Source organism: Aeromonas sp. MdU4 (assembly GCF_041929505.1).
Classification (GTDB): domain Bacteria; phylum Pseudomonadota; class Gammaproteobacteria; order Enterobacterales; family Aeromonadaceae; genus Aeromonas.
In genome coordinates this window covers 42,148-68,218 of record NZ_JBHFMW010000006.1, presented here as the reverse complement: position 1 = coordinate 68,218, position 26,071 = coordinate 42,148, and the positions used below count along the sequence as shown (strand labels likewise).

Sequence of the window (26,071 nt, the reverse complement as noted above, 5' to 3'; positions counted from 1 at the left end):
AGGAGTCAGAAATGCCGTTATTGGACAGTTTTACCGTTGACCACACCCGTATGGAAGCGCCAGCGGTGCGTGTGGCCAAAACCATGCAGACCCCGAACAAAGATACCATTACCGTGTTCGACCTGCGTTTCTGCGTACCGAACAAAGAGATCCTCTCCGAGCGCGGCATCCATACGCTGGAGCACCTGTTCGCTGGGTTCATGCGTGACCACCTGAACGGCAACGGGGTGGAGATCATCGATATCTCTCCCATGGGTTGCCGTACCGGTTTCTACATGAGCCTGATCGGTGCACCAGATGAAGCCCGGGTCGGCGCCGCCTGGCAGGCCGCCATGAGCGACGTGCTGACCGTGCAGGAGCAAGGCAAGATCCCCGAATTGAACGAATACCAGTGCGGAACTTACAGCATGCACTCGCTGGAAGAGGCTCATGCCATCGCTCGTCACGTGCTGGAGCGCGGCATCGGCGTCAACCACAACGACGAGCTGGCGCTGCCGGAAGAGAAGCTGAAAAGCCTGTGAGACGATGAGCATTGTGCTCTGCGAGTCATCATAAAAGAGCCGGTCAGCCATGCTGACCGGCTCTTTTTTATCTCGTCCGATGGCAATAATGGGGATGACTTGCTCACCTTGTCGACACTGATTAGGATGGTTTCTTGACCTGAACCTGTTGGCGGAGGTGTGACGATGAAAGGCGTATTGCTACGTTGGCTGGCCCGTTACGACGCGTGGTGCGAGGAGTGGGGGCTCACTCAGGAGAACCGGCGCTGCTGTACGCCGGTTCGTTATGATGCCGATTCAACCAAAGAGCGAGCTTGCGCAGAAGAGGCAGAACTCAATCAAAATTGCGGGTCACGGCACCGGTAACGCTGTTGTATTCAAAGCCCAGGCCGTTTTCATACTCTGAACCTGTCTGGAAGCGGCCCACTGATTTTTGCAGAATATAACGGCAATTAGAGTGTTCCAGGCCACTTGGTTCGGTTTGGTCATCTGCAGGAATTAGCTTTGAGATATAAACTGTGTTTTTATCTTTCTTGTCCTCATCAGCCACAGACTGATCAGTATCAAGTATTGCGGCGAAAAGAAGAGAGCAGTCATCCCTACTATTCACAGATATCTCGTCGTTGCCTCCACCAGTTGAGGGTTCATCTATTCCTTGACCACCTTCTTCCGTGCCCACAGGCCAGCCATAGTGGTTGATATCAAGGTCTTTGTTACCCATCCCACTGAAGTTATACAGTGCGAGGTCTTGCCCCTGAACTTTCACTGCCCAGCCCGCATGAGCCAGCTGTACCGCACTGGCAAAACTGCCAGCGGTCGCCGAGACCGTACTTTGCAGGGCATCATCCTTGATATTGATAAAGCGGGGTAGCGCGGTGACGGCCAGGATCCCCAGCACTATGATCACCAGTACCAGTTCAATCAGGGTAAAGCCGTTGTTTCTGTTGTTCATCATGTTCCATGACCCATTAAATACCGCAAACAGGTGTGAGTGATATGCAGCTGATAGATACCCATTGCCATCTCGACTTTCCGGTGTTCGACCAGGACCGGGAGGCGTTGCTGGACCGTTGCCGGGCATTGGGGGTGACGGAGTATATCATTCCTGCCATCGCCGAGAATAACTGGACTCGTGTGATAGCACTGGCAGATCAGCATATTGACTTTTTTTATGGCCTGGGAGTTCACCCCTGGTATGCCGGTGAGCAGCGTGAGGGGGTGATGGATCGGCTGAGGGCGCTGGTGATGAGTCAGCCTGCCGGGCTGGTGGCAATCGGCGAGTGTGGGTTGGACCTGCGCTCTCATGTGCCGCAGGAGGGGCAGCTTGCGCTCTTTGAGGCGCAAATCCGGCTGGCATCTGATGCTGATCTTCCGCTGATGGTGCACTCGGTGCGAGCCAATGACACAGTGGCCAAGGTCTTGCGCCGCTTCAAGCCGCCACGTGGCGGAGTGATCCACGCTTTCAGCGGCTCACTTCAGCAGGCGGAGGCATTCTGGCAACTGGGTTTTCGGCTCGGTGTTGGCGGGGTGATCAGCTTTGAGCGAGCGAATAAAACTCGCGATGTATTTAAGGTAATGCCACTGGAGGCGTTGGTGCTGGAAACGGATTCCCCTGACATGCCGTTGCAGAGTGAACAAGGGGCAAGAAATACCCCGGAATCTTTGCCAAAAATAGCAGCTATCTTGATGGATTTACGGGACGAACCGGCTCGCCTTGTTGCCGACATGTTGCTTTGCAATGCGCGTAATCTTTTCCATCACGGAACATGACGATTAAACATTTAGATAACATACTGTTGGGTTGTCAGGAAAAAAAATGAGCGTAAAAATCGTTTGCTGTCTAATTTTGTGACACTTGGACATTTTGATGACGATAAAGTGTGACCAGTATTCTATTTTATCGGCCTTTAATTAGTATAATGCGCACCCTTGATTAGCGGTCTCTGTTTACATTTCGCTAACAGGCATAGGTGCTACATAAGAGGATAAGATAATAATGAGTATAATAATGAGTCTGGTAGGGATGGTCACGCTCCTCCTTATCGCCGTACTGTTCTCCAACAACCGTAAGGCAATAAATCTACGTACCGTTATTGGTGCGTTTGTTCTTCAGCTTGGTCTGGGGGCATTTGTATTGTATGTGCCGGTTGGCCGTGACATTTTATATGCAATATCCAGTGGTGTGTCTGAAGTATTTTCGTATGGTAAGTTTGGTATTGACTTCTTATTTGGTGGCTTGGCCAGTGATAAGATGTTTGAAATTTTTGGTGGCGGCGGAATGGTCTTTGCCATCAGAATTCTGCCAACCATCGTCTTTTTCTCTTCTGTGATTGCTGTACTCTACTACCTTGGCATTATGCAGTTTATCATTAATTTGCTGGGTGGCGCGATGCAGAAGATGCTAGGTACTTCTCGTACCGAGTCTCTCTCAGCCACTGCAAATATTTTTGTTGGTCAGACAGAAGCGCCGTTGGTGGTTCGTCCCTATATCGCCACGATGACAGATTCAGAATTGTTTGCTGTTATGTGTGGTGGTTTGGCGTCTGTTGCTGGTGCGGTAATGGTTGGCTACGCTGGCATGGGTGTCAAGATGGAGTACCTGATTGCAGCCTCCTTTATGGCAGCACCGGGTGGTCTGCTGTTTGCCAAGTTGTTGGTTCCTGAGACTGACATTCCTAACAATGATATTAGTTCCAGTGATAGCGAGCTGGACGACAAACCAGCCAACGTGATCGATGCGGCTGCTGCAGGTGCTGCTGCAGGTATGCAATTAGCATTGAATGTTGGCGCAATGTTACTGGCATTCGTTGCCCTCATCGCCATGATCAACGGCATCTTCTCCGGTGTGGGTGGCTGGTTCGGTTATCCGCAGCTCTCTCTGGAGCTGATCCTGGGTTGGATGTTCTCCCCGCTGGCCTTCCTGATCGGTGTACCATGGAATGAGGCGATTGTTGCCGGTTCCTTCATTGGTCAGAAAGTGGTGGTGAACGAGTTTGTTGCGTACATGAACTTCGCACCGTATATCAAAAATGAGGTTCTGATCAACGGCGTGGCCATGTCTGAGCACACCAAGGCAATCATCTCCTTTGCTTTGTGTGGTTTTGCCAACCTCTCCTCTGTTGCCATCCTGTTGGGGGGGCTGGGTTCCATGGCGCCAAATCGTCGCGGCACTATCGCCCGTTTTGGCCTGAAAGCCGTATTGGCTGGTTCTCTGTCCAACCTGATGTCTGCCACCATCGCAGGCTTCTTCCTGGCTTTGTCCGGCATGTAATAGCTGCCTGACTGACAGGGTATAAAGACAAACGCCACGGCATCTGCCGTGGCGTTTGTGTATGGGGCGGTTACAACCGTTTTCCTATCTAAACTAATAATAAAAGGAGTCAAATCGGAGGTTATATGAATGAAGTGGTACTGGCGATGGTGGCCGGCTTTATAGTCGGTTTGTTGTTTTCTTTCCTCAAGTTGCCGATCCCGGCGCCTCCGGTTTTGTCCGGGGTGATGGGGGTCATTGGCGTCTATCTTGGGGGGCTGGCTTACTCCTGGATCCTGACTCGCTTCTTTTCGTAAGGCTTTTTTATACAGAGATTTGCCAGATGTGAGGTACCTCTGAAATTGGCAAATCCGGCTTGCAAACAGGGGGTATCTCGGCTGAAATAGGCGTTGCCAGCAGGGTGCTGGCAATGACTAATGCCCGATGAAATCGGGTGTTGGCGGTCAAATGGAATTGATTGGGAAGTTGGGTCAGCAGTGGTCGGCCTTTCTCAAGTCTTCATGGAACCAAGTCCGCACTTTTGTAAGAAAGTGACAGGGCTCTTGCCTTATTTACAGTCGTAGTGCCTGCATGGTGCGTTCAATCGCATCTGGATATTGCCGTTGCCTGCGCACTGTAATTCCATTCCCGTATAGCTGGGGATCTTCGCCTATCTATCCTTTTTACTGGATGTTGTGGTGGTGCCCGGTTATCTGGATTTAATCGAGACTTTGGAGAATAGAATGACTGATCTGAAAGTGGCCGCTCAGCGCGCCCTGAACCTGATGGACCTGACCACCCTGAACGATGACGACACCGATCAGAAGGTGATCGACCTGTGCCGCAAGGCCAAGTCACCGGCTGGCCTGACTGCCGCCGTTTGTATCTACCCCCGTTTCATTCCCATCGCTCGCAAAACCCTGCGTGAAATCGGCGCTGCCGATGTGCGCATTGCGACCGTAACCAACTTCCCTCACGGTAACGACGACATCGAGATCGCCGTGGCCGAAACTCGCGCTGCCGTTGCCTATGGTGCCGATGAAGTGGACGTGGTCTTCCCGTATCGTGCCTTCATGGCGGGCAATGAACAGATCGGTTTTGATCTGGTCAAAGCTTGTAAGGAAGCCTGTGGCGCCAACGTGCTGCTGAAAGTGATCATCGAGACCGGTGAACTGAAAGAAGAGGCGCTGATCCGTCGCGCTTCCGAAATCTGTATCGATGCCGGTGCCGACTTCATCAAGACCTCCACTGGCAAGGTGCCGGTCAATGCGACCCCGGAAGCGGCTCGCATCATGATGGAAGTGATCAAGGCCAAGAATCCGAAAGTCGGCTTCAAGCCTGCCGGTGGCGTGAAAGATGCCGCCGTTGCTGGTCAGTACCTGGCTATGGCTGAAGAGATCCTCGGCAACGGCTGGGTCTCTGCTCGCACTTTCCGTTTTGGCGCTTCCAGCCTGCTGGCCAGCCTGCTGGCTACCCTGGGACATGGCGACAAGCCAGCCAACACCAGCGGTTACTAATTCCAATAAGTTGATGAGAGGGCGGGCATTCCCCGCCCTGTTAAGCCCCCACCATGCGGTGTGCGGGCAAGGAACCAGGCTTGTTTGACGCCAGCGATGGCGGAGGGAATGAAAGATGTTTTTGCCTCAAGAAATTATTCGCAAGAAGCGCAACGGTGAAGCGCTCAGTACCCAAGAGATTCAATTCTTCGTTCAGGGCATTACCAACAACACCATCGGTGAGGCGCAGATCGCAGCGCTGGCGATGGCGGTCTACTTCAAAGACATGACCATGGATGAGCGGGTTGCCCTGACCTGCGCCATGCGTGACTCCGGCATGGTGCTGAGCTGGGATCACCTGAACCTGGGTGGCCCGATTGTCGACAAACACTCCACCGGTGGTGTGGGTGATGTGGTCTCCCTGATGCTTGGCCCGATGGTCGCCGCCTGTGGCGGTTTCGTGCCGATGATCTCCGGCCGTGGCTTGGGCCACACTGGCGGTACTCTGGACAAGCTGGATGCCATTCCCGGCTATCAGACGTCGGTCGACAACGATCGTTTCCTGAAAGTGGTGAAAGAGGCGGGTGTCGCCATCATCGGTCAGACCGGCGATCTCGCCCCGGCCGACAAGCGTATCTATGCAGTACGTGATATCACTGCCACCGTCGAATCTGTCGCCATGATCACCGGCTCCATCCTCTCCAAGAAGCTTGCCTCCGGGTTGGAAGCATTGGTGATGGACGTGAAAGTGGGCTCCGGCGCCTTTATGCCGACCTTCGAGGCCTCCGTAGACCTGGCCAAGAGCATTGTGGCCGTGGCCAACGGTGCCGGCTGCCGCACCTCTGTCCTGCTGACCGACATGAATCAGGTGCTGGCATCCAGTGCCGGTAACTCGGTGGAAGTACGGGAAGCGGTGCGCTACCTGACCGGTGAATACCGCAACCCGCGCATCCACGCTGTGACCATGGCGCTGGCTTGCGAGATGCTGATCTCCGCCGGTCTGGCCAGCGATGAGCGTGATGCCCGCGCCAAGCTGCAGGCGGTACTGGACAACGGCAAGGCGGCCGAGATCTTCGGTCGTATGGTGACCGGCCTCGGTGGTCCGTCCGACTTCATGGAACGTTATGATCACTACCTGCCGAAGGCTGCCATCGTGCGCCCGGTCTTCGCGGCCAATAGCGGTTTTGTGACCGCCATGAATACCCGTGAAGTGGGCTTGGCCGTGGTCGCCATGGGCGGCGGTCGCCGCGCTGCCGGTGACAAACTTGATTATGCGGTTGGTCTGACCGACTTTATCCGCCTGGGTCAGAGCGTCGATGCTGACAAGCCGATCGCCATGATCCACGCTCAGACCGAAGAGCAATATGCACAGGCTGCCAGCATGGTGCAGGCGGCGGTCCAGATTGGTGGCGAGCGGCCGGAAGCACTGCCTGAAGTGTACCGCCGTATCACCCTGGCTGATTTGTAACAAGGGGAACTCCCATGAAACGTACCTTTATTCTGATGATGGACTCTTTCGGTATTGGCGCTGCTGCCGATGCTGACAAGTTCGGAGATGTGGGGGCCAACACCCTTGGTCATATCGCCAAGGCGTGTGCGGCTGGTGAAGCACAGGGCCGCGGTGCCCTTAACTTGCCAAACCTGAGCAAACTGGGATTGGGCCATGCCGGTGAACTGGCATCCGGCACTTTTCCGGCTGGGTTGAACAAAGATATCGACGTCGTCGGTGCCTACGGCTTTGCTCAGGAGCTCTCCTCCGGCAAGGATACTCCGTCCGGTCACTGGGAGATCGCCGGGGTGCCCGTACTGTTCGAGTGGGGCTACTTCAAGGAGCACACCAACAGCTTCCCGCAGGAGCTGCTGGACGCCATCGTCGAGAAGGCGGGTCTGCCGGGTTATCTGGGCAACTGCCACGCCTCCGGTACCCAGGTGCTGGACGATCTGGGCGAAGAGCACATGCGTACCGGCAAGCCGATCCTCTACACCTCTGCCGATTCGGTGTTCCAGATCGCCTGCCACGAAGAGACCTATGGCCTCGAGAAGCTCTATGAGCTGTGCCACATCGTGCGTGAGTTGCTGGAGCCCTACAACATTGGTCGCGTCATCGCGCGTCCGTTTGTGGGCAGCGGCAAGGGCAACTTCAAGCGTACCGGCAACCGTCACGACTACTCCGTGCTGCCGCCAGCACCGACCGTGCTGGACTACATGAAGGACGCGGGTGGCCAGGTGGTTTCCATCGGCAAGATCGCCGACATCTATGCCGAGCAGGGCATCACCAAGAAGGTGAAGGGAACTGGTCTGGTTGAGCTGTGGGATCGCACCCTGGAAGAGGTGCAAGCGGCCGGTGACAACACCATCGTCTTCACCAACTTCGTTGACTTCGACTCCTCTTACGGTCACCGTCGTGACGTGAAGGGCTACGCCGATGCGCTGGAGTATTTCGACTCCCGCCTGCCGGAGCTGTTCGATCTGCTGCAGGATGGCGATGTGGTGGTGCTGACCGCTGACCATGGTTGCGATCCGACCTGGAGCGGTACCGACCATACCCGCGAGTACATCCCGGTGCTGTTCTACGGCAAGCCGGTCAAGGCTGGCTCCGTCGGTCGTCGCGAGACCTTTGCCGATATCGGCCAGAGCATTGCGGCGTACCACGGTCTGCCCAAACTGGCATACGGTACCAGCTTCCTGTAATTTACCCGCCCGCCACTTCGGCGGCGGGCAATTTATAAAACAATAAAACTCAACCTAGTGTGAAGGAATCAAGAGAATGGCAACTCCTCATATCAATGCGAAAGATGGCGCCTTTGCTGATACCGTGCTGATGCCGGGCGACCCCCTGCGCGCCAAGTACATCGCCGAGACTTTCCTGGAGAACGTCGAGCAGATCTGCGACGTGCGCAACATGTTCGGTTTTACCGGCACCTACAAGGGCCGTCGTATCTCCGTCATGGGCCACGGCATGGGTATCCCCTCCTGCTCCATCTACGCAAAAGAGCTGATCACCGATTACGGTGTGAAGACTCTGATCCGCGTGGGCTCCTGTGGCGCCGTGCGTGAAGACGTGAAACTGCGTGACGTGGTGATCGGTATGGGTGCTTGCACCGATTCCAAAGTAAACCGTCTGCGCTTCAAGGATCACGACTTCTCCGCCATCGCCGACTTTGACCTGGTTGCCAATGCTGTGCAGGCTGCCAAGAACAAGGGCGTTGCTGTCCGCGTCGGTAACATCTTCTCCGCCGACCTGTTCTACACCCCGGACCCCTCCATGTTCGACGTCATGGAAAAATACGGCATCCTGGGTGTCGAGATGGAAGCCGCCGGTATCTACGGCGTGGCTGCAGAGTACGGTGCCAAGGCACTGACTATCTGCACCGTTTCCGACCATATCCGTACCGGTGAGCAGACCACTGCCGAAGAGCGTCAGCTGACCTTCAACGACATGATCGAGATCGCGCTGGACTCCGTCCTGCTGGGCGACAAGTAATCTCCCGGTATTTGAATGAAAACGGCGGCCTGCGGGCCGCCGTTTTGCATTTCAGAGATGATTGCGGATGAGGTGGAGCTGCCGAGCCAGATGTTCGCGCGGTTCGCGGACGTGCAGTCCAAGGCTCCATAGCCGCGTCAACCGATCCTCTTAGTTAACAAGCATCGGGGGACAGTCATGCTGCGCTCCTGCTGGTTGTTTCATCACCCTGAGACACAAGGTGGCAGGGGGCAACCCCGAATTATGGCTGATCAGTCGGTTTGCTCTTTTTCTTGTGCTTGCGTACCCGCATGTAGTTACGGCGGATGCCGTAGGAGAGCAGGACGCCAGCCAGTAGCGCGACCAGCAGCATCAGGCGTTGCTTCTCCTGTGTCACCTTGAGCCCGGTGTCCTTGTCTGCCAGCATCTGCCGCTCCTCCAGGGTGATGCGCAGGTAGCCGATTGCCTGAGTGCCATCCTGAATTTCTTGCACGAACTGGATCCGTCCCTTGCCCTGCTCAGGAATCGATTTGTTGTCGCTGCCAATGGGGAGCAGGCTCTCCAGCGGGACGGCACCATCTGACTGGGCGAGGGGAATGCCGCGCCCGTCGTAGAGCGTGACATCGAGGATCTCCGGCTCTGCCGCCAGATCCCGTGCCAGTCGCTCCAGCTCGCTGCCCTTGTCTTCCTTGATCCAGCGCTTCATGTCGCGGGCGGCATAAGCCACCAGCGCCTGGGCACGGCTGCGCGCCTCACTGTGCAGTGCTGCCTGGCTTTCACTCTGCATATGGAGCAGCAGACCGAGAACCCAGCAGCCCAGCAGAATACCGGCTGCCAGACTGAGAAGACGTTTAATGGGAAGATGACGCTGCAAACGCGAGGCCTCATGGTGACAAGGTGTGGCGGGATCTTGGCGCTTGCCTGTACAAAAAGCAATACGCTACTCTGGGCCAGCATTGTTAACCCCCTGATCACCAAGGAAGGCGTATCCCCTATGTTGTTGTCCCGGCTCCCCCCGTTGATATCCGATTGGCCTACACATCTCTCTGGTGCCCCCTGGTGGCAGCTAACCACGGATGCCCTGCAGCCGACCGACACCCCGCTACTGGCTGGTTGGCTGGTACTGTTTGGCAAGGCGCTGGAGCCTGCCTCGCTGACGGTGTTGGCCTCCCGGCTAGCCGGGCATGGCGTGGCGGCGACCCTCTATCCGGCGACCGAGGTGGTGGGTATACCGCTGCTGCTGCTTGGCACCGACCGCTTTTCCCCCGAGCTGGTCGCCGAACTCAAGGCAGAGGAGTGGGCGTTTGATCTCTGCCATCTGCCCGCGCTGCCCACTCTGAGCGAACCGGGATTGCTGGTGATGGATATGGACTCCACCGCGATCCGTATCGAGTGTATCGACGAGATTGCCCGGCTCGCAGGTGTGGGCGAGCAGGTGGCGGCGGTGACTGCTGCCGCCATGCAGGGCAAGCTGGAATTTTCTACCAGTCTGCGTAACCGGGTGGCGCTGCTTGAGGGGGCGCCTGTCACCATTCTCGATGAGGTGGTGGCCAACATGCCCTGGATGCCGGGTTTGCAGTTGATGGTTGATACCCTCAAGCAGGCGGGTTGGAAGGTAGCCATCGCCTCAGGGGGATTTACCCGTTTTGCTGGCCCGTTGCAGCAGGCATTGGGGCTAGACGCCATCTTCGCCAACGAGCTGGCGGTAGAGGGGGGGCGGCTGACCGGCAAGGTGAGCGGGCGCATCGTCGATGCCAGCGTCAAGGCTGAGGTGTTGCAGCTGCTGGCGGCTGAGTATGCCATCGCGCCAGCCCAGACCGTCGCTGTCGGTGATGGTGCCAACGACCTCAAAATGATGGCGGTGGCGGGCCTTGGCATCGCCATTCATGCCAAACCGTTGGTACGGGCGCAGGCGGCAGCAACCCTCAATCATCACGATCTGGAGGGGGTACTTTGCCTGCTTTCAGCAGGTGCCTGTAGCGAAAGGCGTTGGGATCGCCCCTAAGATTGTTTCATGGAGGAGACTAATCGAAATGGAATTGTTGCAACAATCCCTCTTTGTCCCTTGTGGCGAGCATCAACTGCATGTTCGTCATATCAAGCCGGGGGTCGCCGTGCATGGCGAGCCGATCCTGATGGTGCATGGCGCCATTGAGAATGGCCGGATCTTCTACACCGAATCGGGCAAAGGGCTGGCCTGTTTTCTGGCCCGCCACGGTTTTCAGGTTTATGTCGCCGATCTGCGGGGACGCGGGCTCAGTACCCCAGCCATTGCCGAGCAGGCCGAACATGGCCAGCACGAACTCATCACCGAGGATCTGCCTGCCCTGCAGCGCTGGATTGCCGAGCGGCATAGTGATTTCAAGGTGCACTGGGTGGCCCACTCATGGGGGGGGGTCATCATGGCCTCGACGTTGGTGCGCTTTCCCGAGTTGGCGGATCAGGTGGCCAGTCTGCTCTTCTTTGGAACCAAGCGCGGGGTCTCGGTGCAGAATCCGGAGCGCTGGCTGAAGGTGGATCTGATCTGGAACCGGCTGGCCCCCTGGTTGGCTCGCCGCCGCGGTTTTCTGGCCGCCCGCAACTTGAAGATCGGTGCCGACGATGAGCCGTTGCGCTATCTGCAGGAGACTATCCCCTGGGTCAAGTGCGGCCCCTGGCGAGATCCCCACGACGGTTTTGCCTATGACGAAGCTGCTGCTCGAGTCAACTGGCCGCCGCTCTGGATGATCTCGGCCAAGGCGGACAAGGTGCTGGGTCACCCCATCGATGTGCGTCGTTTCAGTGACGAGATGGGTTCGATGACCCGTCACACCCGTCTTGGCCGGGATAACGGCAACCGGCTCGATTACGACCATATCAACATGCTGACCGCCCCGCAGGCGCAGGAGGATCACTTCCCCAGGATCCTCGACTGGTTGCTGGATCCACAGGCGGCGTGATAAAGGAACAGGGCGCATGATGCGCCCTGTTTTGCTATGGCAAGGATCAGTTGAGCGGCGGCGTGATGCCGAGGCGGAACAGGGTCGCCTGGGTGGTGTCGGTCAGCTCGCCGACCCCCACTACGCTCCACAGCTCCTCCTCCAGCTTCTTGGCTTTGTGAATGGCAAACTTGGCGATGTAGTCCAGCTCGTTGGCGATGAAGTTGGTGTCGGGTCGCCCGGTGCGGGAGATGCCGACCAGTACCGAGTGAAACTCGCCCTGCTGCTGTGCCAGCTCGATGAACTGGCGCTTCTCCTTCACGTTGCTGAAGCTGCTGGCAAGGCGGCTGGTGAAGATCGGCAAGCCAGCCTTGGTCTGGATGCTGGCGATGTAGACCTCCTCCTCCTTCGGCTTGTCCTCCCGTTCGATGGCCCGCAGCGGTGTCATCAGCAGCTCTTTGAGCAACTCCCCCTGAAACAGCGGGTAGAGATTCTCCTGCTCTGGCTGTTCGGCGCAGGCGGTGAGCAGCCGTTGCAGGCTGCGCGGTTTGAGCGATTTACCAATAGAGGCCGGTTTGGGCGCCCCTTTCAGTTTGTTGATATAGACCGGCGAGTTGAACAGGTGATGGGTGTAGATGTTGCGCAGCGCCCGTGCCAGCCCGCGATAGCGACGCTGCTCCTGCGCCGCCTTGAGCTTGTTCTGGTTGCTCTCGATCAGCAGGCTGAAGAACTGACGGCCAGTGTGGCGATCCGAATCCCCCTCGATACAGAGATGCAGCACGGTGCGGGTCATATTAAGACTGACCAGCCGGTAGGAGAGATGTTGCAGATCCATGCTCTTGGAGAGCTCCTGCAGACGTGGCAGGGCAATGGTCACCACATCGTTTTTCTCGCCGATGAAAGCTTCTTCCAGCTCGATCTGCAGGCCATGGGCCGAGATGTCGCGGGTCCAGCCCAGCCAGGATTTGCCGTTGTGATGAATGGCGACTGCCGTCTTGTGGATGTAGCGCAGCTCCTTGCGCAACTGGACATAGTGCAGGGTTTCGATCTCGAACGGAGCCGCCCCCGGTTCGTGGCCAAAGCGTTGCAGCTCGTTGGCGTTGTTGCTGACATCCTCCTGATGGAACTCTTCCCGCTGGGACTCCAGGCTGATCTCCTGTATCAGGCCGCAGTAACCAATCTGTTTAAGCCGCTCGAGCAGCAGGATATCTTGCAGCTGAGGATTGTCGAGTCCCTGGATCTGGCCGACGTCTGCCTCGAGCAACTCGCACGCTTCCAGCGAAAATTTGTAGACTCGCCAGCTTGGCCGACGGGAACCAACCTGGAAAAAGAGGGCGGTTAGGCCACTTTGGCGCAACTCCTCGGTGGTGGCCGAGAAGAAGTAGATGTGGCTGCGAATCGTATGGGTAAAGCTGTAGATGAGGGTCTCTGTGGTGGCGCCGGGGGCCGGGCAGAGTCGCTTCATCCGTTCGGCACTGAAGAGGCTTGCCAGCGTGTCGCGGTTCTTCTCGTCGCGCCAGTACTCCAGCAGATGCTGATTGTTTTCCGTGCGCAGGGCAATCTCGAGGTTGGGACTGTCGCCTGTGCTGAAGAAGAGCGGCATGCCGGTCATCCGCGGCAGGTAGAACTGCTCATACCCCTTGATGACGGCAGCGGAGAGCAGATAGTCGACGCTGACCCGGTAGCGGAGCTTGTTGGCCTCGATAAAGTCGCTGAGGAAGGCGTCGAAGGCGGGCTGTTCGCCAGAGCGTACCAGCCGCAGCCAGAATTTCCCCTCTTTGCTCTCTTCGCCGAGGATCTGGTAGCTGACCGGTTGATGCAGTATCGGGTTGGGGGTATCTCGCTCCAGTCCGGTGAAGAAGACCTCTACCTGGGCTCCCGTATGGTAATTGGGTCGATAGGGTACTGAAACCCGCATCCCGCCCAGCGAGAGATCTGAGCTCTTGGCGAACAGTTTCTCCCCATCCTGAAACTTGATGAGTACCGGCGAGCTGAAGTGCATCCGCTCCTGACGACGGCCATAGTAGCTGGCAAAGGCGATGGTATTGACATCATATTGCCTGAAGGGGCTGGCTGGTGGTAACAGTTGGCCGTCAACCTTGGCATGGTGATGGTTTTTTTGCCACAGCTGGAGTGCTTCGTAGACTCCCATGGTATAGGCGTCGCGGTAGAGATAGCACTGGGACTGGAACAGGCCGATGGCCTCGCCCGGCATGAAGTGGGTGATCCCGTCAAACTCGTGTACCAGGCACTCATCTTCCAGCTCATCGCGCATGTCGATGACCCTGCGGCAGGGCGAGCATTTGCGCGTGAGCTCCATTTTGAGCAGAAAACGGCTGTTGCTGTTCTCCTCCTGGGTCATGCGGTTGAAGATCTCCTCGAAATCTTTCTCTCGCAGCAAGGGGACGAGTTGTTCAATCAGGTGTTGCTGGTGCTCTAAATCCATGTGTTTCCTGCCACGGAAAGTCACTTTTCCGATTCTGGGTTTGATCTGCCGGTCGCAAACAAGTATATCAAGCAGGAATTCATCCTGTCCCCGAGTTATCAATGGCCAAAAATAAAACTGCTTATGTTTGTTCCGAATGTGGTGCCGATTTCACACGCTGGCAAGGCCAATGCAGCGAGTGCAAGGAGTGGAACACCATTACCGAGGTGCGTCTCGGCTCGGTGAGCCCTGCCGGCAAGAGTGCCCGTTACACCGGTTATGCTGGTGCCGTTGGCAGTCAGGTACAGACACTGGCAGAGATCGCCACCACCGAGATCCCCCGTTTTACTTCAGGTTTCAAGGAGCTGGATCGGGTACTTGGCGGTGGCGTGGTGCCCGGTTCGGCGATTCTGATCGGCGGCAACCCGGGGGCGGGCAAGTCGACCCTGCTGTTGCAGACCATGTGCGGTCTGGCAGAGCGGATGAAAACCCTGTATGTCACCGGTGAGGAGTCGCTGCAGCAGGTGGCGATGCGGGCCAACCGTCTCGGTTTGCCGACTGACAAACTGCGGATGCTCTCCGAGACCAGCGTCGAGCAGATCTGCCTGATTGCCCAGCAGGAGCAGCCGCAGATCATGGTGATCGACTCCATTCAGGTGATGCATGTGGCGGATGTACAATCGTCCCCCGGCTCTGTCTCTCAGGTGCGCGAAGCGGCAGCGTTGCTGACCCGTTACGCCAAGCAGAATCATGTGGCCATTTTCATGGTGGGTCACGTGACCAAGGATGGCAGCCTGGCTGGTCCCAAGGTGCTGGAGCACTGCATCGACTGCTCGGTGCTGCTTGACGGTGGCCATGACTCCCGTTTTCGGACCCTGCGTTCCCACAAGAACCGATTCGGCGCGGTCAACGAGCTGGGGGTCTTTGCCATGACAGAGCAGGGGATGCGTGAGGTGAGCAACCCCTCGGCTATTTTCCTCAGCCGTGGCCAGGAGCAGGCGCCCGGTTCCATCGTCATGGTGATCTGGGAAGGGACCAGACCGTTGCTGGTGGAGCTGCAGGCGCTGGTGGACTACTCCCAGCTCTCCAACCCGCGTCGGGTGGCGGTGGGGATGGATCACAACCGGCTCGCCATGCTGCTGGCCGTATTGCACCGCCATGGCGGTCTGCAGATGGCGGATCAGGATGTCTTCATCAACGTGGTTGGCGGCGTCAAGGTCGAGGAGACCAGCGCGGATCTGGCGCTGCTGCTGGCCATGGTCTCCAGTTTTCGGGATCAGGCGCTGCCCAAGGATCTGGTGGTGTTTGGTGAAGTGGGGCTCTCCGGTGAAATTCGCCCGGTCCCGTCCGGCCAGGAGCGGCTGCAGGAGGCGGCCAAACATGGCTTCCGTCGAGCCATCGTGCCGCACGCCAATGCCCCCAAACACCCTATCGAGGGGATGGAAGTGGTGCCGGTCAAGAAGTTGTCCGATGCGTTAGAGGCCTTGTAACTGTGCCGCAGGCCAATTGAATCGAAACAGGACAGCAACAAAAAAGAGCGCCACAGCGCTCTTTTTTACGGCATAGAAACAGCCATCAGGGCTGGCTATGTTCCAGATGTTCGCTCAGCAGTTGTTCCAGCTCACGGTGCAGCAACTCTTCGTCGCCGACGTTGAGCTCGATCATCCGCTTGAGGTGGGTGGCACTGTCGATATCGATGTGGTGGCAGTAGAACCCCAGCTTCTTGCTGGCTTCGTGGGTCAGCTCGACCTGCATCTTGATCTCGATATCGCTGCCGCTCAGGACAAAACTGAGCTGATACTCCTTGTTGTCACGGCTTTCCCAGTCGTCGGGCCTGATCAACAGAGCCCCTTGCAGGGAGATATCGACAAGCTGAGTCTGCCACTTTCGTTCCCCCTGAGTGAGTTCGGCCATGGTCAAGTAGAGGATCCGTGCAAAACGGCGGCGCTCAGACATGCTCATCTCCTGTATGCAATAAGTGTGGACGCTAGGTCATTGCTCTGAGTGTAATCCACCTTGGTTGCCAGTATCTTGAACTTGCTCCGAAAATGGCGTTCAGACTTGCTGGGTACTCAAGGATTCCACCACATGGAGTGCTTTGACCAGACGGTCTTCCTGTTTGAAGCGCTCTTCCAGCACCGGACCCAGTTCGTTGAGATCATCATCGAGCAGCAGCAATTGAGCTTCGTCGGCTTCACTGTATTTGTCGTTGAATTCGAGGGCAAATTCGGTGCTGGTACGGATGTGGGGGTAGATGCGCTTGGCCAGCTCCAGCGTTTCGCCGCTGGCTTGTTCAAACGCGGTGACTACATGGTTGTAAATTTCGAAGTGACCCGCGCTGACATAATCAACCAGCTTATCGCAAAAGTGCTGCAGCTCTTCTGTTCTGGGGAGGTTGCGCTGTTTGGTGCGGGCCGGGGTAAGACCAGCCAGCCGCATATATTCGACCAGCAAAGCTTGCCTTGCATCCAGCCAATCGTCGATCGCTTTATGCTTGCCAGCCAGCGCCTGTTTGGTCTGTTCCAGTTTCGTCAACATAATCCCTCCATGGGGCAAAGGCTGGGCGTTTGATGGGGCTTCCTAGCCATTTGAGCAGTGACACAATCTATAACTAGGGAAAATCTGACCAAGCGTCAATAGGCTTGCGGGGATATTGTTAAGTGAAGAAGAAATAGACAGCGGGTTGGTTCTTGCGACAAGCAGGTTTTGGGCCTGAGTGCGCTTTGTCACCTGTGGAATGTGACTATTTCCGCAGATCTTGATGAAATCCCCAGCGTTTGATGCGTTCGGCTCGATAAAGCCTTTGCTTGAGCGTTTTTTTTTGCATAGAGTGGCCCAGCGCTAAATGCCCGATCATAAAGGAAATGTTATGAACAAAGCTCAACTTGTCGATGCGATTGCCGCCAAAGCAGATCTGAGCAAAGCTCAGGCCAAAGTGGCTCTGGAAGAGATCATCAATGGTATTACCCAGAGCTTGAAAGAAGGCGATGCTGTGCAACTGGTCGGTTTTGGCACCTTCAAGGTTACCCACCGCGCAGGCCGCACTGGTCGTAACCCGCAAACTGGTCAAGAGATCCAGATTGCTGCTGCCAACGTGCCTTCATTCGTGGCTGGCAAGGCGCTGAAAGACGCCGTTAAGTAAGTCCGAAAGTCTGTTTTTGTCCAATGCCAGTCAGCTTGCTGACTGGCATTGTTTTTATGGGGTTCTCCCATCCTTCCGGTTAGTTATTCCAGACTTTTCCAGCAGTGCCAGCTCCTTTCACCAGCCTTGTTGCGGCTGAGGATTCATGCCGTCTGCGGGGTGGATGGCAGCGGCCAGATCCGCTCATAGGCCCAGGTAAAGACCATGATGTAAACGAGGTAGAAGGCGACGAAGCCGAGATCCAGCATCAGGGCATCCCACACTCCCAGATCGAGCCAGAACATGACGCAGGGGAGCGAGAGCATCATAAAGCTCGCCTCGTAGCCAAACGCGTGCAGGAAGCGGTCCAGCGGTCGCTTGTTGGTGCGCCCGCACAGTCTGAGCAAGCCCATGTCAAACAACAGGTTCCAGCCGTAGGTCCAGGCGGTGGCTACGATGGAGAAGAAGATGGCCAGCGAACCGACCTCGGCAACCCCTTGACCAAACAGCTGGCTGATAAGCGGCGCGACCATGGCCAAGCCTATGCCTTCATAGAGAACCAGATAGCGAAGTCGATCCGAAGTGGTGCGCAGTTGGGTACTACTCATGGGTGATGTGCCTCCTGTGGGAGGCGCATTTTAATGAGCGGTTGACCAAAAATGAAGCAATTTGTCTCTGGCCTGCCGTTGCACTGTAGGTTTTTCGCCGCTCTAGGCTGCAGGCGCAATCACTTGGGTGTGGAGTGTGAACCCTTCCTCTGAAGGGTTGAGCGTCACCCTGACCTCTCCCAGCTCGGCAAGCGAGGCAACATGGGTACCGCCACAGGGAATGGTCACCTCCTGGCCTTCCAGCGTACAGTGCCAGTAGCGCGAATCAATGATCGCCTCGCCCGCACGGCTGCGGCGGATCTCGCTCCCGGCTGCAATCCAGTCGGCCAACTGCCGGTTGACCTTCTCTTCAATCAGCGCCAGATCCGCCAGCAATGCTTCACTGTTGACTCCCTTCTTGCGCAGACTTTTACCGATGCGGTACTGCTCCTGCGAACCGCAAGGTTCGACCCGTGAGCTCTGGATGGCGAGGCGGTCGAAATCGGGTTGACCCAGTGCATCGCGCTCACTCACTTCTTTACGCCAGTAAGGAGTGAGAGTCCGGTTGAGAGCGAGCGCAGCCAGATGGCATCCACTATGGCCGAGACTCATGGCGTGGCGGGCCGCGCTATCAACCTGCAACTCTATCTGGCTGCCGACGGCCAGCGCGTGGTCACCGGTCAGCGGATGGACCACCACGAACCGCCATCCCTCTGCACCCCGTTTGACCGGAATATCGGCGTCGACGAACAGCTCGCCATCCGGGCTGATGGCCCCCATCCTGCAGGGGCCAATAGCGGTTTCGCCACCTTCCCAGCGAACATGGCCGACATCCCCTGGCTGATCGGGCCAGAGATGACTCTGAGGGTGAAAGGGGGTGAGGTCGGTGACCAGCAGAGTGGTTGCACCGCGCTGGCAGCAGACCACGCTGGCCTGCTCCTGATGATGGCCCAGCACGAAGCTGACTCGGGTATGTTCCATGGCAAGGCTCCCGCAACGATAAATGAGAAGAGAAAGCGGCAGCATACGCCAAAGTGCGAAGGGGCTCATTAACCAGCGTTAATGAGCCCCTGATATGTGTGATGAGTTGCTAGATCATGGCGACCAGCAGATAGGCGTTGAGCCCGATCACCAGCGCAACGATAAGGCGTCCTACCGCCTGGGTGACGGGGTGGTTGCGATGTTGCCCCATCAGCGCCCGATCGCCGGTCAATATCAACAGCGGGATCAGGGCCAGTGCGATACCAAAGCTCAGCACCACCTGACTCAGCACCAGAATTTCTGTGGTGTTGAGCCCCATGGCGATCACCACGAAGGCGGGAGCCATGGTGATGGCGCGACGTAGCCAGAGCGGGATGGTGAAGCGGACAAAGCCCTGCATCACTACTTGCCCGGCCAGCGTCCCCACCACGGTTGAGCTGATGCCGGACGCGACCAGCGAGAGGCCAAACAGGGTGGCCGCGGCTTGACCCAACAGCGGAGTGAGGGTCTGGTAGGCGGACTCCAGCTCGGCTACCTGCTGGTGGCCCGAGTTATGAAAGGCTGCTGCCGCCATCGCCATCATCGCCAGGTTGACGAAGCCAGCAATCGTCATGGCAATCGCCACATCGACCCGGGTGGTGTGCAGTCGCTGGCTGACCGAGCCCTGATCCTGAGTGTGCTGGGTCAGCGCCGAGTGCAGGTAGATGACGTGGGGCATCACGGTCGCGCCCAGCACCCCGGCAGCCAGATAGACGGCATCGCTGTTGGGCAGACCGGGGAAGAGGGCGCCCTCCAGCAGACTCGGCAGATGGGGGCGGGAGAAGATCAGCTCGACGATGTAGGCCGCTGCGACAAACAGCAACAGGCCACCGACTACGAACTCCAGCGGTTTCTGGCCGCGGGATTGCAACATCAGGATCCCCCAGGTCACCACAGCTGTGATACAGGCCCCTTCCAGCAGGGTGACCCCGAGCAGCAGTTTGAAGCCCACGGCCGCCCCGATAAATTCAGCCAGATCGGTCGCCATGGCGATGATCTCTGCTTGCACCCAGTAGGCCCAGACCGCCGGTTTCGGCAGTCGGTCGCGGATGTGCTCCGCCAGATTCTTGCCGGTAACGATGCCGAGTTTGGCCGACAGTGTTTGCACCACCATGGCCATCAGGTTGGCCCATACCACCACCCATAGCAGCTGGTAGCCGAATGTTGAGCCAGCCTGAATATTGGTGGCGAAGTTACCCGGGTCTATATAACCGATGGCGGCAATAAAGGCGGGCCCGAGCAGGGTCAGCTTGAATTTGCGGGTTGGAATCGTTGTAGTCAGTACGGGTTGCATAGCATCACCCTCCATCAGGATATGGAGAGAGAATAGATCTAAATGATAATTATTATCAATTGATCTTTTGTATCATATCCATCGGGAAAAACTTTTGAGGTCGTCAGTTGCAGTGAGGGATGCGATTTCGTACAATACGCCGCCCTAGAAAAGCAGCGACTAAACACCATTATGTTCCTTGCCTCCGAGGTCTGGCTGCACCTGGGCGGAGGCTGAATTAATCCGTAAGGAGCTAAAATGCGTCATTACGAAATCGTCTTCATGGTTCATCCGGACCAGAGCGAGCAAGTTCCCGGCATGATCGAGCGTTACACCGGCGCCATCACCACCTCCGGTGGTACCATTCATCGCCTGGAAGATTGGGGCCGTCGTCAGCTGGCTTACCCGATCGACAAACTGCACAAAGCCCACTACGTTCTGATGAACGTAGAAGCAGAGCAAGCCGTTATCGATGAGCTGGAAACCAACTTCCGCTTCAACGATGCCGTTATCCGCAACATGATCATGCGCACCAAGCACGCCGTGACTGAAGTTTCTCCGATGGCCAAGGCCAAAGAAGAGCGCTTCACCCGTCGTGACGACGAGCGCCGCGAAGAAGCTACTGAAGCTGCTTCCGAAGAGTAATTCTGGATCACTGACTAGAGGATAAAGGCCATGGCACGTTATTTCCGTCGTCGTAAGTTCTGTCGCTTCACTGCCGAGAACGTTACCGAGATCGACTACAAAGATATCGTTACTCTGAAAAACTACATCACTGAATCTGGCAAGATCGTACCGAGCCGTATCACCGGTACCCGCGCCAAGTATCAGCGTCAGCTGGCACGCGCCATCAAGCGTGCTCGTTACCTGGCTCTGCTGCCGTACACCGATCTGCACAACAAGTAAGAATCGGTCCGGCACTTAAGCCTAACTCAACGAAATTTATAGAGGAAAGGTAATGCAAGTTATCCTGCTCGACAAAATCGCCAAACTGGGCGGTCTGGGTGACCAAGTTTCTGTGAAATCTGGTTATGCCCGTAACTACCTGATCCCGCAAGGCAAAGCTGTTATGGCCACCAAGGCCAACATCGAAGCTTTCGGTGCTCGTCGCGCTGAGCTGGAAGCCAAACTGGCTGCCAACAAAGCTGCTGCTGAAGAGCGTGCTGCCAAGCTGGCCGAACTGGCTACCGTGGTTATCGCTTCCAAGTCTGGCGACGAAGGCAAGCTGTTCGGTTCCATCGGTACCCGTGACGTGGCTGAAGCCATCACTGCTGCCGGCGTAGCCGTTGCCAAGAGCGAAGTCCGCATGGGCAACGTTCTGCGTAACACCGGTGACTACGAAGTTGCTGTTCAGCTGCACGCTGACGTTAAAGCAACCGTACAGATCCAGGTTGTTGCCCTGTAATAGCGATTCGCTTTTGCAGAAAAAACCCGCGCACTTGCGCGGGTTTTTTATTTTCAGGCCCGGGGGTAGAGTGAAGCTCTGTTCCTCTGGAGGAGATCTCTATGGCCTGGGTCGAAGGTCGCGTCATCGAACGCATCGAATGGACACCCACTCTGTTCTCCCTGCGGGTAGCGGCCGATCTGGCCCCCTACAAGGCAGGTCAATTCACCAAACTGGCCCTTGAGCAGGGCGAGCGGCGCATTCAGCGCGCCTACTCCTTTGTCAATCCTCCCTCTGCGCCATACCACGAGTTCTATCTGGTCGAGATCCCGAGCGGTGAGCTGACCCCTTCCCTCGGCTCGCTGCAAGCAGGCGATACCCTGCTGGTGCAGTCCCTGGCCACCGGCTTTCTGACACTGGATGAGGTACCGGCCGGACGCGATCTCTGGCTGCTTTCCACCGGTACTGCCATTGGCCCCTTCCTCGCCATGCTGGCCGATGGTGAAGCATTCAAGCGCTTCGAGAATCTGGTGCTGGTGCATGGGGTACGCAAAGGCGAAGAGCTGAGTTATCAGGATTTGATTGCGAGCTTTGCCGAGCAACAGGGCGAGCGTTTTCGCTATGTTCCCTTTGTCAGCCGCGAGCCTTGGGCCGATGCGATGACCGGGCGGATCCCGGCTGCGATTGCCAGCGGCCAGTTGCAGCAGCGGGTGGGGTTGGAGTTCTCACCCGAGCTGAGTCAGGTGCTTATCTGTGGCAATCCGGAGATGGTGAAAGAGACCCAGCAGACCCTGCTGGCACTGGGATTGGCTAAAAACCTGCGCCGGGCGCCGGGCAATATCAGTGCGGAAAACTACTGGTAGCACAAATCACGCAGGGGCCTGAGCCCCTGCTGGATGAGAAAATGGGAGCGTCAGTTTTTTTTGCTGTTGCCCTTGTTCTTGTGCTTGTCGTGACCCTGGCCCGGGTTGTTGCCGCTGTGGATGCTGTGGTTGTAGTGATCCCGATATTTGCCATCCATCTTGTCGCAGTTGAGCTTTAGTCGGCTGTCACCGATACCGATATCCAGACAGTTGTTTTGCCACCAGTCGTACTCTTTCTGATCCCAGTCGAGATCGACCTTGATGTCATCGCCGGAGATCTTGAGTCCATCGCTGTTTTTGGTCGGCGGGGCGGCAAAGGCGATACCTTGCACCAGCAGCAGCGAGAGCAGCAAGGCATTTCTGTTCAGTAGGGGCCTGGTCGGTGAGCTCATATCGCAATGCTCCATGACATTACTGGTTGTTGCCCTGAGGGGCAGTTATCTGATTGGTGCTGGGAGGTTGGTTGCGGTTCTCTTCATCCTCCAGATTGAATTTTACTGCCTTGCAGTCGGAGGGGACGCTTTCACCGACGCCGAGATCGAGACAATCGGTTTGTGACCAGCCGAACTGCTTGTCATCCCAGTCCAGATTGAATTTAAGCTCATCAACAGAGAATTCGGAGCCACTGCTCTCTTGATATTGCTGTGTCGCAGAGGCGCTGCCGGTAACCAGAAGAAGGGAGAGTAGCAAAGGAGTCGTGCTGTTCATGATGGCCTCGGATAATTGCAACGGCGGATGAGTATATATCGGCGGGCAGAACCCGGCCGGAATCGTACCTCATTTCGCCATACGATGAAGTCAGGAGGGGGATTGTAGCGCTTTTCTGTCGCCAATTTGTCCGTTTTGGTCGCACTCTGGGCAGCTGGTCTGCAATATCCGGGAATTCAGGTGTTTGCCCTTCTCTGAACGGCGCTGCCGACTATAATCTGCAGCCAACTTTTCCTGCACTGCACCACAGTTTCATCATGATCACACAGGACACTTCCGCGTTGCGTTATCCCAAGGGATGGTTTGCGCTCACCACGGTATACAGTTTTACCGGACTGGCCATTCTGGCCTCCATCATTTTCTCCCTGCTGCTGTTCCTCTCCATCGATGACAATCCGCTGATGAAGTGGCTGTTTGGTGGTCTGGCGATCATTTTTGAGCTGGGCAAGTTCTATGTCTGGTATGAGTACGGCGAGCGCAAGGCGCGCCGGGATCTGGGCGGGGCTTTCTGGTCGCTGCTGTTCTACAGCGTGCTGGCGGCCATCTCCATCGGTGGCAGTATCGGCGGCATCAACAGCGCCACCAATACGGTGTTGAGCCAGCAGGCGCGCCACGAGCGGGAGATCGCTCGCTTCGACGAGCAGATCGCCAGTATTGAACGGCAGATCCAGCTCAACGAGGAGGCTGCTCGCAAATACATCGAGCTGGAGCGCATCTCTAGCGGTGTATCCTCACTGCAGCACGCCAACACCAAGCTGCGTTTGCAGCAGGATGAGCTGCGCCAGCAGCGCGATGCCAAGCCGATCAACGAACAATCCTCCATGCTGGGGCTGATGAGCAGTCTGGCGGACGGGGTGGGGATGAGCATCAGTCAGGTTCAGTTTCTGCTGGTCTGTTTCCTCTCGGTGCTGCTCGACGTATTCGGTGCCTTCTTTGTCAGCCTGATCGGCGAGGAGAACCGCTTTCGCCGGATGTGGCGCTGGCAACAGGCTCGCGCCTGTGCCGAGGAGCAGGAAGCGCTGACGCAGGCAGCCCAGCTCGAGCCCATGCTGCCGCCCGAGCCCGCTCCCGAGGTACTGGCACAGGTGCGCGGCGCGCTGGAAAGCGGTGAGCTCAAGTGCAGCAAACGCTCGGTGGCACAGGCGCTGTCACTTTCGCTTGATGAGGTGGATCGGGTATTCCACCATCTGCTGTCGCAAGGGGTGTTGGGGCAGGGGAGCAATCGTCACTACTACCTCAATCCTGCGCAGGAGCAACAAGTCGGATAATGAGAAGGCCACCGGAATGCGGTGGCCTTTTTCGTTATCGAATGTCAGTGGCGCTCAGTGAGTCAGCACCATCATCAGGCTGAGGAAGGCGGCAAGCCCGCCACCGATGCCGATGATCCAGTAAAACCCTTTGGCCCCCTGTTTGAGCGGGATGCGAAAGTAGAGCAGAAATGCCCACCATCCCAGCGCTAGCAACAGAGGAATAAGAAACATTCGAGCCATAGTCTCCTCGCTGTTATTCTGTTGACCCTCGATGCATCAACAGGATGGCTTGTGCAATGACGCAACTACAGATTACCGCATTCGGCGACCCCTCGGTACTCAAGCTCAACCCCTCTCTCGACAAGGTGCCAGCCGATGGCGAAGTGCGGGTGCGCATTTGCTTTGCGGGGGTTAACCCCATCGATGCCAAGACCCGGGCCGGACTTGGCTGGGCGGCGGCCCAAAACAAGGACAAGCTGCCCTGGACGCCCGGTTATGATGTGGCGGGCGTGGTGGAGAGTGTGGGCCCCGGCGTAGCCTCGTTGGCTGAGGGCGATCTGGTGTGCGGCATGGTCGGTTTTCCCCTTGCAGCCGGTGGGTACGCTGAATCCGTGGTGGCGAGCGAGCACGAGCTGGTCAAGCTTGACGGAGTGATCCTCCAGCAGGGAGCGGCGCTGCCACTGGCGGGTCTCACCGCCTGGCAGGGACTGTTCGAACACGGTGAGCTCAAGGCGGGGCAGCGAGTGCTGGTTCTTGCCGGTGCTGGCGGTGTCGGTCATCTGGCGGTGCAGTTTGCCGCTGCTTATGGTGCCCACGTAGTGGCCACGGCGAGCGGCGACAACCACAGCTTCCTCCATAGTCTCGGGGCGAACCGGATGGTGGATTACCATCAGGCCGAATGGTTCGCCGAGGCGATCGCCGATGGCCAGTTCGATCTGGTGCTGGATCTGGTGGGCGGCGAGAGCGGCAAGGCGGCGCTCGCCTGCGTCAAACCGGGTGGCCGCTTGGTGACCGTGCCTACCATCACCGCCCAGCAGATCAAGGATGCTGGTGCAACGGCGGGCGTCGAGGTGGTTGGCATGCTGGTACACCCCGACCATAAGCAGCTGGGCCAGATGCTGATGCTGCTGCGCCAGGGCGAAGTAAACATTGCCATCGCTGGTGAATTTGCCCTGAGCGAAGGGGGGTTGGCCCACCAGACCATTGAGGAGGGTCATGTTCGTGGCAAGCTGCTGCTGCGGATGCCCGCCGCCGACGGTTATTCTGCATGAGCGGGATGATGACGATGACGCATGGTTGGGTTGAGGCTAAGCGCTTCGCTTTCTTGCCTGTGTGGTGGGGAAGAGCCTCATGAATGAACTGATGGAGATGGGGCTGGGTTGGCTCTTTTTAAGCGCCTTCACCTCAGCCACCCTGCTGCCCGGCAGCTCGGAAGTGCTGCTGGGGGCCATGGCGGCCAAGGGGGAGTGGAGCATGGCCAGCCTGTTGCTGTGGGCGACGCTGGGCAACACCCTCGGTTCCATGACGACCTGGTGGCTCGGCTGGCTCGCCACCTTCAAGAAAAAACCGGAAGATTTTCAAGGCCGTGGGGAACAAAAAGCCCTCGGCTGGCTCAAACAACATGGTCACTGGTGTTTGTTGCTTGCCTGGACGCCGGTGGTCGGTGATGGACTCTGTCTGCTGGCCGGTTGGCTGCGTCTCTCCTTCTGGCGTTCTCTTGTCCTGATCGGGCTCGGCAAATTGTTGCGTTATGCTGTGGTTTTTCTGCTGGCCAGTCACATTTTCTAGCCTTTTTTGTCACTCACGAGGTTAC

Annotated in this window: 30 protein-coding genes; 19 read left to right on the top strand and 11 right to left on the bottom strand. The window is 57.2% G+C overall.

The window, feature by feature from the left end; translation table 11 throughout:
* Positions 1-11: 11 nt before the first annotated feature.
* Complete coding sequence (gene luxS / locus ACE1BR_RS03965; protein WP_033112946.1) at positions 12-521, top strand: S-ribosylhomocysteine lyase; 510 nt, start codon at positions 12-14, stop codon at positions 519-521.
* Between the two features lie 313 nt (positions 522-834).
* Here luxS and ACE1BR_RS03960 read toward each other — a convergent pair whose 3' ends face one another.
* Positions 835-1,455 carry a type II secretion system protein gene (locus tag ACE1BR_RS03960; RefSeq protein WP_374867814.1) on the bottom strand — a complete coding sequence of 207 codons (621 nt, stop codon included), beginning with the start codon at positions 1,453-1,455 and terminating at the stop codon, positions 835-837.
* A gap of 41 nt (positions 1,456-1,496) precedes the next feature.
* Between ACE1BR_RS03960 and ACE1BR_RS03955 the strand changes: the two genes are divergently transcribed.
* From ACE1BR_RS03955 to deoD, 7 genes are all read left to right on the top strand, one after another.
* Positions 1,497-2,270 carry a TatD family hydrolase gene (locus ACE1BR_RS03955; RefSeq protein WP_374867812.1) on the top strand — a complete coding sequence of 258 codons (774 nt, stop codon included), beginning with the start codon at positions 1,497-1,499 and terminating at the stop codon, positions 2,268-2,270.
* Positions 2,271-2,496: 226 nt separating this feature from the next.
* Positions 2,497-3,771, top strand: coding sequence for a NupC/NupG family nucleoside CNT transporter (locus tag ACE1BR_RS03950; RefSeq protein WP_374867810.1), 1,275 nt, complete (start codon positions 2,497-2,499; stop codon positions 3,769-3,771).
* A 125-nt stretch (positions 3,772-3,896) separates the two neighbouring features.
* On the top strand, positions 3,897-4,067 hold the full coding sequence (locus tag ACE1BR_RS03945; RefSeq protein WP_374867808.1) for a XapX domain-containing protein: 171 nt from the start codon (positions 3,897-3,899) through the stop codon (positions 4,065-4,067).
* Between the two features lie 426 nt (positions 4,068-4,493).
* Entirely contained in the window at positions 4,494-5,267 is a 774-nt protein-coding gene (deoC, locus tag ACE1BR_RS03940) for a deoxyribose-phosphate aldolase (RefSeq protein ID WP_374867806.1), read from the top strand.
* Between the two features lie 115 nt (positions 5,268-5,382).
* Complete coding sequence (gene deoA / locus ACE1BR_RS03935) at positions 5,383-6,714, top strand: thymidine phosphorylase (protein WP_374867804.1); 1,332 nt, start codon at positions 5,383-5,385, stop codon at positions 6,712-6,714.
* A gap of 14 nt (positions 6,715-6,728) precedes the next feature.
* Positions 6,729-7,937 (top strand): phosphopentomutase, encoded by a 1,209-nt coding sequence (locus tag ACE1BR_RS03930; protein WP_374867802.1) that lies wholly within the window; start codon positions 6,729-6,731, stop codon positions 7,935-7,937.
* Between the two features lie 76 nt (positions 7,938-8,013).
* On the top strand, positions 8,014-8,730 hold the full coding sequence (deoD, locus tag ACE1BR_RS03925; protein WP_374867800.1) for a purine-nucleoside phosphorylase: 717 nt from the start codon (positions 8,014-8,016) through the stop codon (positions 8,728-8,730).
* A 241-nt stretch (positions 8,731-8,971) separates the two neighbouring features.
* Here deoD and ACE1BR_RS03920 read toward each other — a convergent pair whose 3' ends face one another.
* A complete protein-coding gene (locus ACE1BR_RS03920; protein WP_374867796.1) occupies positions 8,972-9,583 on the bottom strand; it encodes an AhpA/YtjB family protein in 612 nt (203 codons plus the stop codon).
* A 120-nt stretch (positions 9,584-9,703) separates the two neighbouring features.
* Between ACE1BR_RS03920 and serB the strand changes: the two genes are divergently transcribed.
* Positions 9,704-10,714, top strand: a complete 1,011-nt coding sequence (gene serB, locus ACE1BR_RS03915; protein ID WP_374867794.1) for a phosphoserine phosphatase SerB — start codon at positions 9,704-9,706, stop codon at positions 10,712-10,714.
* 28 nt (positions 10,715-10,742) lie between these two features.
* Positions 10,743-11,648 (top strand): alpha/beta fold hydrolase, encoded by a 906-nt coding sequence (locus ACE1BR_RS03910; RefSeq protein WP_374867792.1) that lies wholly within the window; start codon positions 10,743-10,745, stop codon positions 11,646-11,648.
* Between the two features lie 46 nt (positions 11,649-11,694).
* On the opposite strand, the gene ACE1BR_RS03905 is transcribed toward ACE1BR_RS03910, so the two are convergent.
* A complete protein-coding gene (locus ACE1BR_RS03905; protein WP_374867790.1) occupies positions 11,695-14,073 on the bottom strand; it encodes a PilZ domain-containing protein in 2,379 nt (792 codons plus the stop codon).
* A 101-nt stretch (positions 14,074-14,174) separates the two neighbouring features.
* Between ACE1BR_RS03905 and radA the strand changes: the two genes are divergently transcribed.
* Complete coding sequence (radA, locus tag ACE1BR_RS03900) at positions 14,175-15,542, top strand: DNA repair protein RadA (protein WP_374867788.1); 1,368 nt, start codon at positions 14,175-14,177, stop codon at positions 15,540-15,542.
* An 85-nt stretch (positions 15,543-15,627) separates the two neighbouring features.
* Here radA and ACE1BR_RS03895 read toward each other — a convergent pair whose 3' ends face one another.
* On the bottom strand, positions 15,628-16,008 hold the full coding sequence (locus tag ACE1BR_RS03895) for a PilZ domain-containing protein (RefSeq protein WP_374867786.1): 381 nt from the start codon (positions 16,006-16,008) through the stop codon (positions 15,628-15,630).
* A 99-nt stretch (positions 16,009-16,107) separates the two neighbouring features.
* Positions 16,108-16,590 carry a sigma D regulator gene (rsd, locus tag ACE1BR_RS03890; protein ID WP_374867784.1) on the bottom strand — a complete coding sequence of 161 codons (483 nt, stop codon included), beginning with the start codon at positions 16,588-16,590 and terminating at the stop codon, positions 16,108-16,110.
* 331 nt (positions 16,591-16,921) lie between these two features.
* Here rsd and ACE1BR_RS03885 point away from each other — a divergent pair, with 331 nt between their 5' ends.
* Positions 16,922-17,194 (top strand): HU family DNA-binding protein, encoded by a 273-nt coding sequence (locus ACE1BR_RS03885; protein ID WP_042011816.1) that lies wholly within the window; start codon positions 16,922-16,924, stop codon positions 17,192-17,194.
* A 143-nt stretch (positions 17,195-17,337) separates the two neighbouring features.
* Here ACE1BR_RS03885 and ACE1BR_RS03880 read toward each other — a convergent pair whose 3' ends face one another.
* The 3 genes from ACE1BR_RS03880 to ACE1BR_RS03870 form a co-directional block, all read right to left on the bottom strand.
* Positions 17,338-17,781, bottom strand: a complete 444-nt coding sequence (locus tag ACE1BR_RS03880) for a PACE efflux transporter (protein ID WP_374867782.1) — start codon at positions 17,779-17,781, stop codon at positions 17,338-17,340.
* A gap of 102 nt (positions 17,782-17,883) precedes the next feature.
* Entirely contained in the window at positions 17,884-18,741 is an 858-nt protein-coding gene (locus ACE1BR_RS03875) for a hypothetical protein (RefSeq protein WP_374867780.1), read from the bottom strand.
* Positions 18,742-18,850: 109 nt separating this feature from the next.
* Positions 18,851-20,074, bottom strand: coding sequence for an Nramp family divalent metal transporter (locus tag ACE1BR_RS03870; RefSeq protein ID WP_374867778.1), 1,224 nt, complete (start codon positions 20,072-20,074; stop codon positions 18,851-18,853).
* 237 nt (positions 20,075-20,311) lie between these two features.
* Here ACE1BR_RS03870 and rpsF point away from each other — a divergent pair, with 237 nt between their 5' ends.
* The 4 genes from rpsF (at position 20,312) to ACE1BR_RS03850 (ending at position 22,300) form a co-directional block, all read left to right on the top strand.
* Positions 20,312-20,698, top strand: coding sequence for a 30S ribosomal protein S6 (gene rpsF / locus ACE1BR_RS03865; RefSeq protein WP_005308887.1), 387 nt, complete (start codon positions 20,312-20,314; stop codon positions 20,696-20,698).
* 30 nt (positions 20,699-20,728) lie between these two features.
* Positions 20,729-20,959, top strand: a complete 231-nt coding sequence (gene rpsR, locus ACE1BR_RS03860; RefSeq protein ID WP_005308890.1) for a 30S ribosomal protein S18 — start codon at positions 20,729-20,731, stop codon at positions 20,957-20,959.
* 52 nt (positions 20,960-21,011) lie between these two features.
* Entirely contained in the window at positions 21,012-21,458 is a 447-nt protein-coding gene (gene rplI, locus ACE1BR_RS03855; protein WP_005340490.1) for a 50S ribosomal protein L9, read from the top strand.
* A 101-nt stretch (positions 21,459-21,559) separates the two neighbouring features.
* Positions 21,560-22,300 carry a ferredoxin--NADP reductase gene (locus ACE1BR_RS03850; RefSeq protein ID WP_374867776.1) on the top strand — a complete coding sequence of 247 codons (741 nt, stop codon included), beginning with the start codon at positions 21,560-21,562 and terminating at the stop codon, positions 22,298-22,300.
* Between the two features lie 50 nt (positions 22,301-22,350).
* On the opposite strand, the gene ACE1BR_RS03845 is transcribed toward ACE1BR_RS03850, so the two are convergent.
* Positions 22,351-22,692: a hypothetical protein gene (locus tag ACE1BR_RS03845; RefSeq protein WP_374867774.1), complete on the bottom strand. Its 342-nt coding sequence runs from the start codon at positions 22,690-22,692 to the stop codon at positions 22,351-22,353.
* A gap of 19 nt (positions 22,693-22,711) precedes the next feature.
* Positions 22,712-23,008 (bottom strand): hypothetical protein, encoded by a 297-nt coding sequence (locus tag ACE1BR_RS03840; RefSeq protein ID WP_374867772.1) that lies wholly within the window; start codon positions 23,006-23,008, stop codon positions 22,712-22,714.
* 257 nt (positions 23,009-23,265) lie between these two features.
* On the opposite strand from ACE1BR_RS03840, the gene ACE1BR_RS03835 reads away from it, so the two are divergent.
* Positions 23,266-24,276, top strand: a complete 1,011-nt coding sequence (locus ACE1BR_RS03835; RefSeq protein WP_374867770.1) for a Preprotein translocase subunit SecY — start codon at positions 23,266-23,268, stop codon at positions 24,274-24,276.
* Between the two features lie 54 nt (positions 24,277-24,330).
* On the opposite strand, the gene ACE1BR_RS03830 is transcribed toward ACE1BR_RS03835, so the two are convergent.
* Positions 24,331-24,489: a hypothetical protein gene (locus ACE1BR_RS03830; protein WP_010673126.1), complete on the bottom strand. Its 159-nt coding sequence runs from the start codon at positions 24,487-24,489 to the stop codon at positions 24,331-24,333.
* A gap of 65 nt (positions 24,490-24,554) precedes the next feature.
* On the opposite strand from ACE1BR_RS03830, the gene ACE1BR_RS03825 reads away from it, so the two are divergent.
* Both ACE1BR_RS03825 and ACE1BR_RS03820 read left to right on the top strand, forming a co-directional pair.
* Positions 24,555-25,529 carry an NADP-dependent oxidoreductase gene (locus tag ACE1BR_RS03825; RefSeq protein ID WP_374867768.1) on the top strand — a complete coding sequence of 325 codons (975 nt, stop codon included), beginning with the start codon at positions 24,555-24,557 and terminating at the stop codon, positions 25,527-25,529.
* A 79-nt stretch (positions 25,530-25,608) separates the two neighbouring features.
* Positions 25,609-26,046 carry a YqaA family protein gene (locus tag ACE1BR_RS03820; RefSeq protein WP_374867766.1) on the top strand — a complete coding sequence of 146 codons (438 nt, stop codon included), beginning with the start codon at positions 25,609-25,611 and terminating at the stop codon, positions 26,044-26,046.
* Positions 26,047-26,071 lie beyond the last annotated feature (25 nt).

Excerpts from the sequence above, each read along its gene's own strand:
- ACE1BR_RS03880 (WP_374867782.1), bottom strand. The coding sequence starts at position 17,781 with ATGAGTAGTACCCAACTGCGCACCACTTCGGATCGACTTCGCTATCTG.
- ACE1BR_RS03830 (WP_010673126.1), bottom strand. The coding sequence starts at position 24,489 with ATGTTTCTTATTCCTCTGTTGCTAGCGCTGGGATGGTGGGCATTTCTG.
- ACE1BR_RS03850 (WP_374867776.1), top strand. The coding sequence starts at position 21,560 with ATGGCCTGGGTCGAAGGTCGCGTCATCGAACGCATCGAATGGACACCC.
- ACE1BR_RS03955 (WP_374867812.1), top strand. The coding sequence starts at position 1,497 with ATGCAGCTGATAGATACCCATTGCCATCTCGACTTTCCGGTGTTCGAC.
- ACE1BR_RS03845 (WP_374867774.1), bottom strand. The coding sequence starts at position 22,692 with ATGAGCTCACCGACCAGGCCCCTACTGAACAGAAATGCCTTGCTGCTC.
- ACE1BR_RS03950 (WP_374867810.1), top strand. The coding sequence starts at position 2,497 with ATGAGTATAATAATGAGTCTGGTAGGGATGGTCACGCTCCTCCTTATC.
- deoA (WP_374867804.1), top strand. The coding sequence starts at position 5,383 with ATGTTTTTGCCTCAAGAAATTATTCGCAAGAAGCGCAACGGTGAAGCG.
- rpsR (WP_005308890.1), top strand. The coding sequence starts at position 20,729 with ATGGCACGTTATTTCCGTCGTCGTAAGTTCTGTCGCTTCACTGCCGAG.
- serB (WP_374867794.1), top strand. The coding sequence starts at position 9,704 with ATGTTGTTGTCCCGGCTCCCCCCGTTGATATCCGATTGGCCTACACAT.
- ACE1BR_RS03870 (WP_374867778.1), bottom strand. The coding sequence starts at position 20,074 with ATGCAACCCGTACTGACTACAACGATTCCAACCCGCAAATTCAAGCTG.
- rpsF (WP_005308887.1), top strand. The coding sequence starts at position 20,312 with ATGCGTCATTACGAAATCGTCTTCATGGTTCATCCGGACCAGAGCGAG.
- ACE1BR_RS03840 (WP_374867772.1), bottom strand. The coding sequence starts at position 23,008 with ATGAACAGCACGACTCCTTTGCTACTCTCCCTTCTTCTGGTTACCGGC.
- ACE1BR_RS03875 (WP_374867780.1), bottom strand. The coding sequence starts at position 18,741 with ATGGAACATACCCGAGTCAGCTTCGTGCTGGGCCATCATCAGGAGCAG.
- deoD (WP_374867800.1), top strand. The coding sequence starts at position 8,014 with ATGGCAACTCCTCATATCAATGCGAAAGATGGCGCCTTTGCTGATACC.
- ACE1BR_RS03820 (WP_374867766.1), top strand. The coding sequence starts at position 25,609 with ATGAATGAACTGATGGAGATGGGGCTGGGTTGGCTCTTTTTAAGCGCC.
- ACE1BR_RS03930 (WP_374867802.1), top strand. The coding sequence starts at position 6,729 with ATGAAACGTACCTTTATTCTGATGATGGACTCTTTCGGTATTGGCGCT.
- rsd (WP_374867784.1), bottom strand. The coding sequence starts at position 16,590 with ATGTTGACGAAACTGGAACAGACCAAACAGGCGCTGGCTGGCAAGCAT.
- luxS (WP_033112946.1), top strand. The coding sequence starts at position 12 with ATGCCGTTATTGGACAGTTTTACCGTTGACCACACCCGTATGGAAGCG.
- ACE1BR_RS03885 (WP_042011816.1), top strand. The coding sequence starts at position 16,922 with ATGAACAAAGCTCAACTTGTCGATGCGATTGCCGCCAAAGCAGATCTG.
- rplI (WP_005340490.1), top strand. The coding sequence starts at position 21,012 with ATGCAAGTTATCCTGCTCGACAAAATCGCCAAACTGGGCGGTCTGGGT.
- ACE1BR_RS03825 (WP_374867768.1), top strand. The coding sequence starts at position 24,555 with ATGACGCAACTACAGATTACCGCATTCGGCGACCCCTCGGTACTCAAG.
- ACE1BR_RS03835 (WP_374867770.1), top strand. The coding sequence starts at position 23,266 with ATGATCACACAGGACACTTCCGCGTTGCGTTATCCCAAGGGATGGTTT.
- ACE1BR_RS03960 (WP_374867814.1), bottom strand. The coding sequence starts at position 1,455 with ATGATGAACAACAGAAACAACGGCTTTACCCTGATTGAACTGGTACTG.
- ACE1BR_RS03895 (WP_374867786.1), bottom strand. The coding sequence starts at position 16,008 with ATGTCTGAGCGCCGCCGTTTTGCACGGATCCTCTACTTGACCATGGCC.
- deoC (WP_374867806.1), top strand. The coding sequence starts at position 4,494 with ATGACTGATCTGAAAGTGGCCGCTCAGCGCGCCCTGAACCTGATGGAC.
- ACE1BR_RS03945 (WP_374867808.1), top strand. The coding sequence starts at position 3,897 with ATGAATGAAGTGGTACTGGCGATGGTGGCCGGCTTTATAGTCGGTTTG.
- ACE1BR_RS03910 (WP_374867792.1), top strand. The coding sequence starts at position 10,743 with ATGGAATTGTTGCAACAATCCCTCTTTGTCCCTTGTGGCGAGCATCAA.
- radA (WP_374867788.1), top strand. The coding sequence starts at position 14,175 with ATGGCCAAAAATAAAACTGCTTATGTTTGTTCCGAATGTGGTGCCGAT.
- ACE1BR_RS03905 (WP_374867790.1), bottom strand. The coding sequence starts at position 14,073 with ATGGATTTAGAGCACCAGCAACACCTGATTGAACAACTCGTCCCCTTG.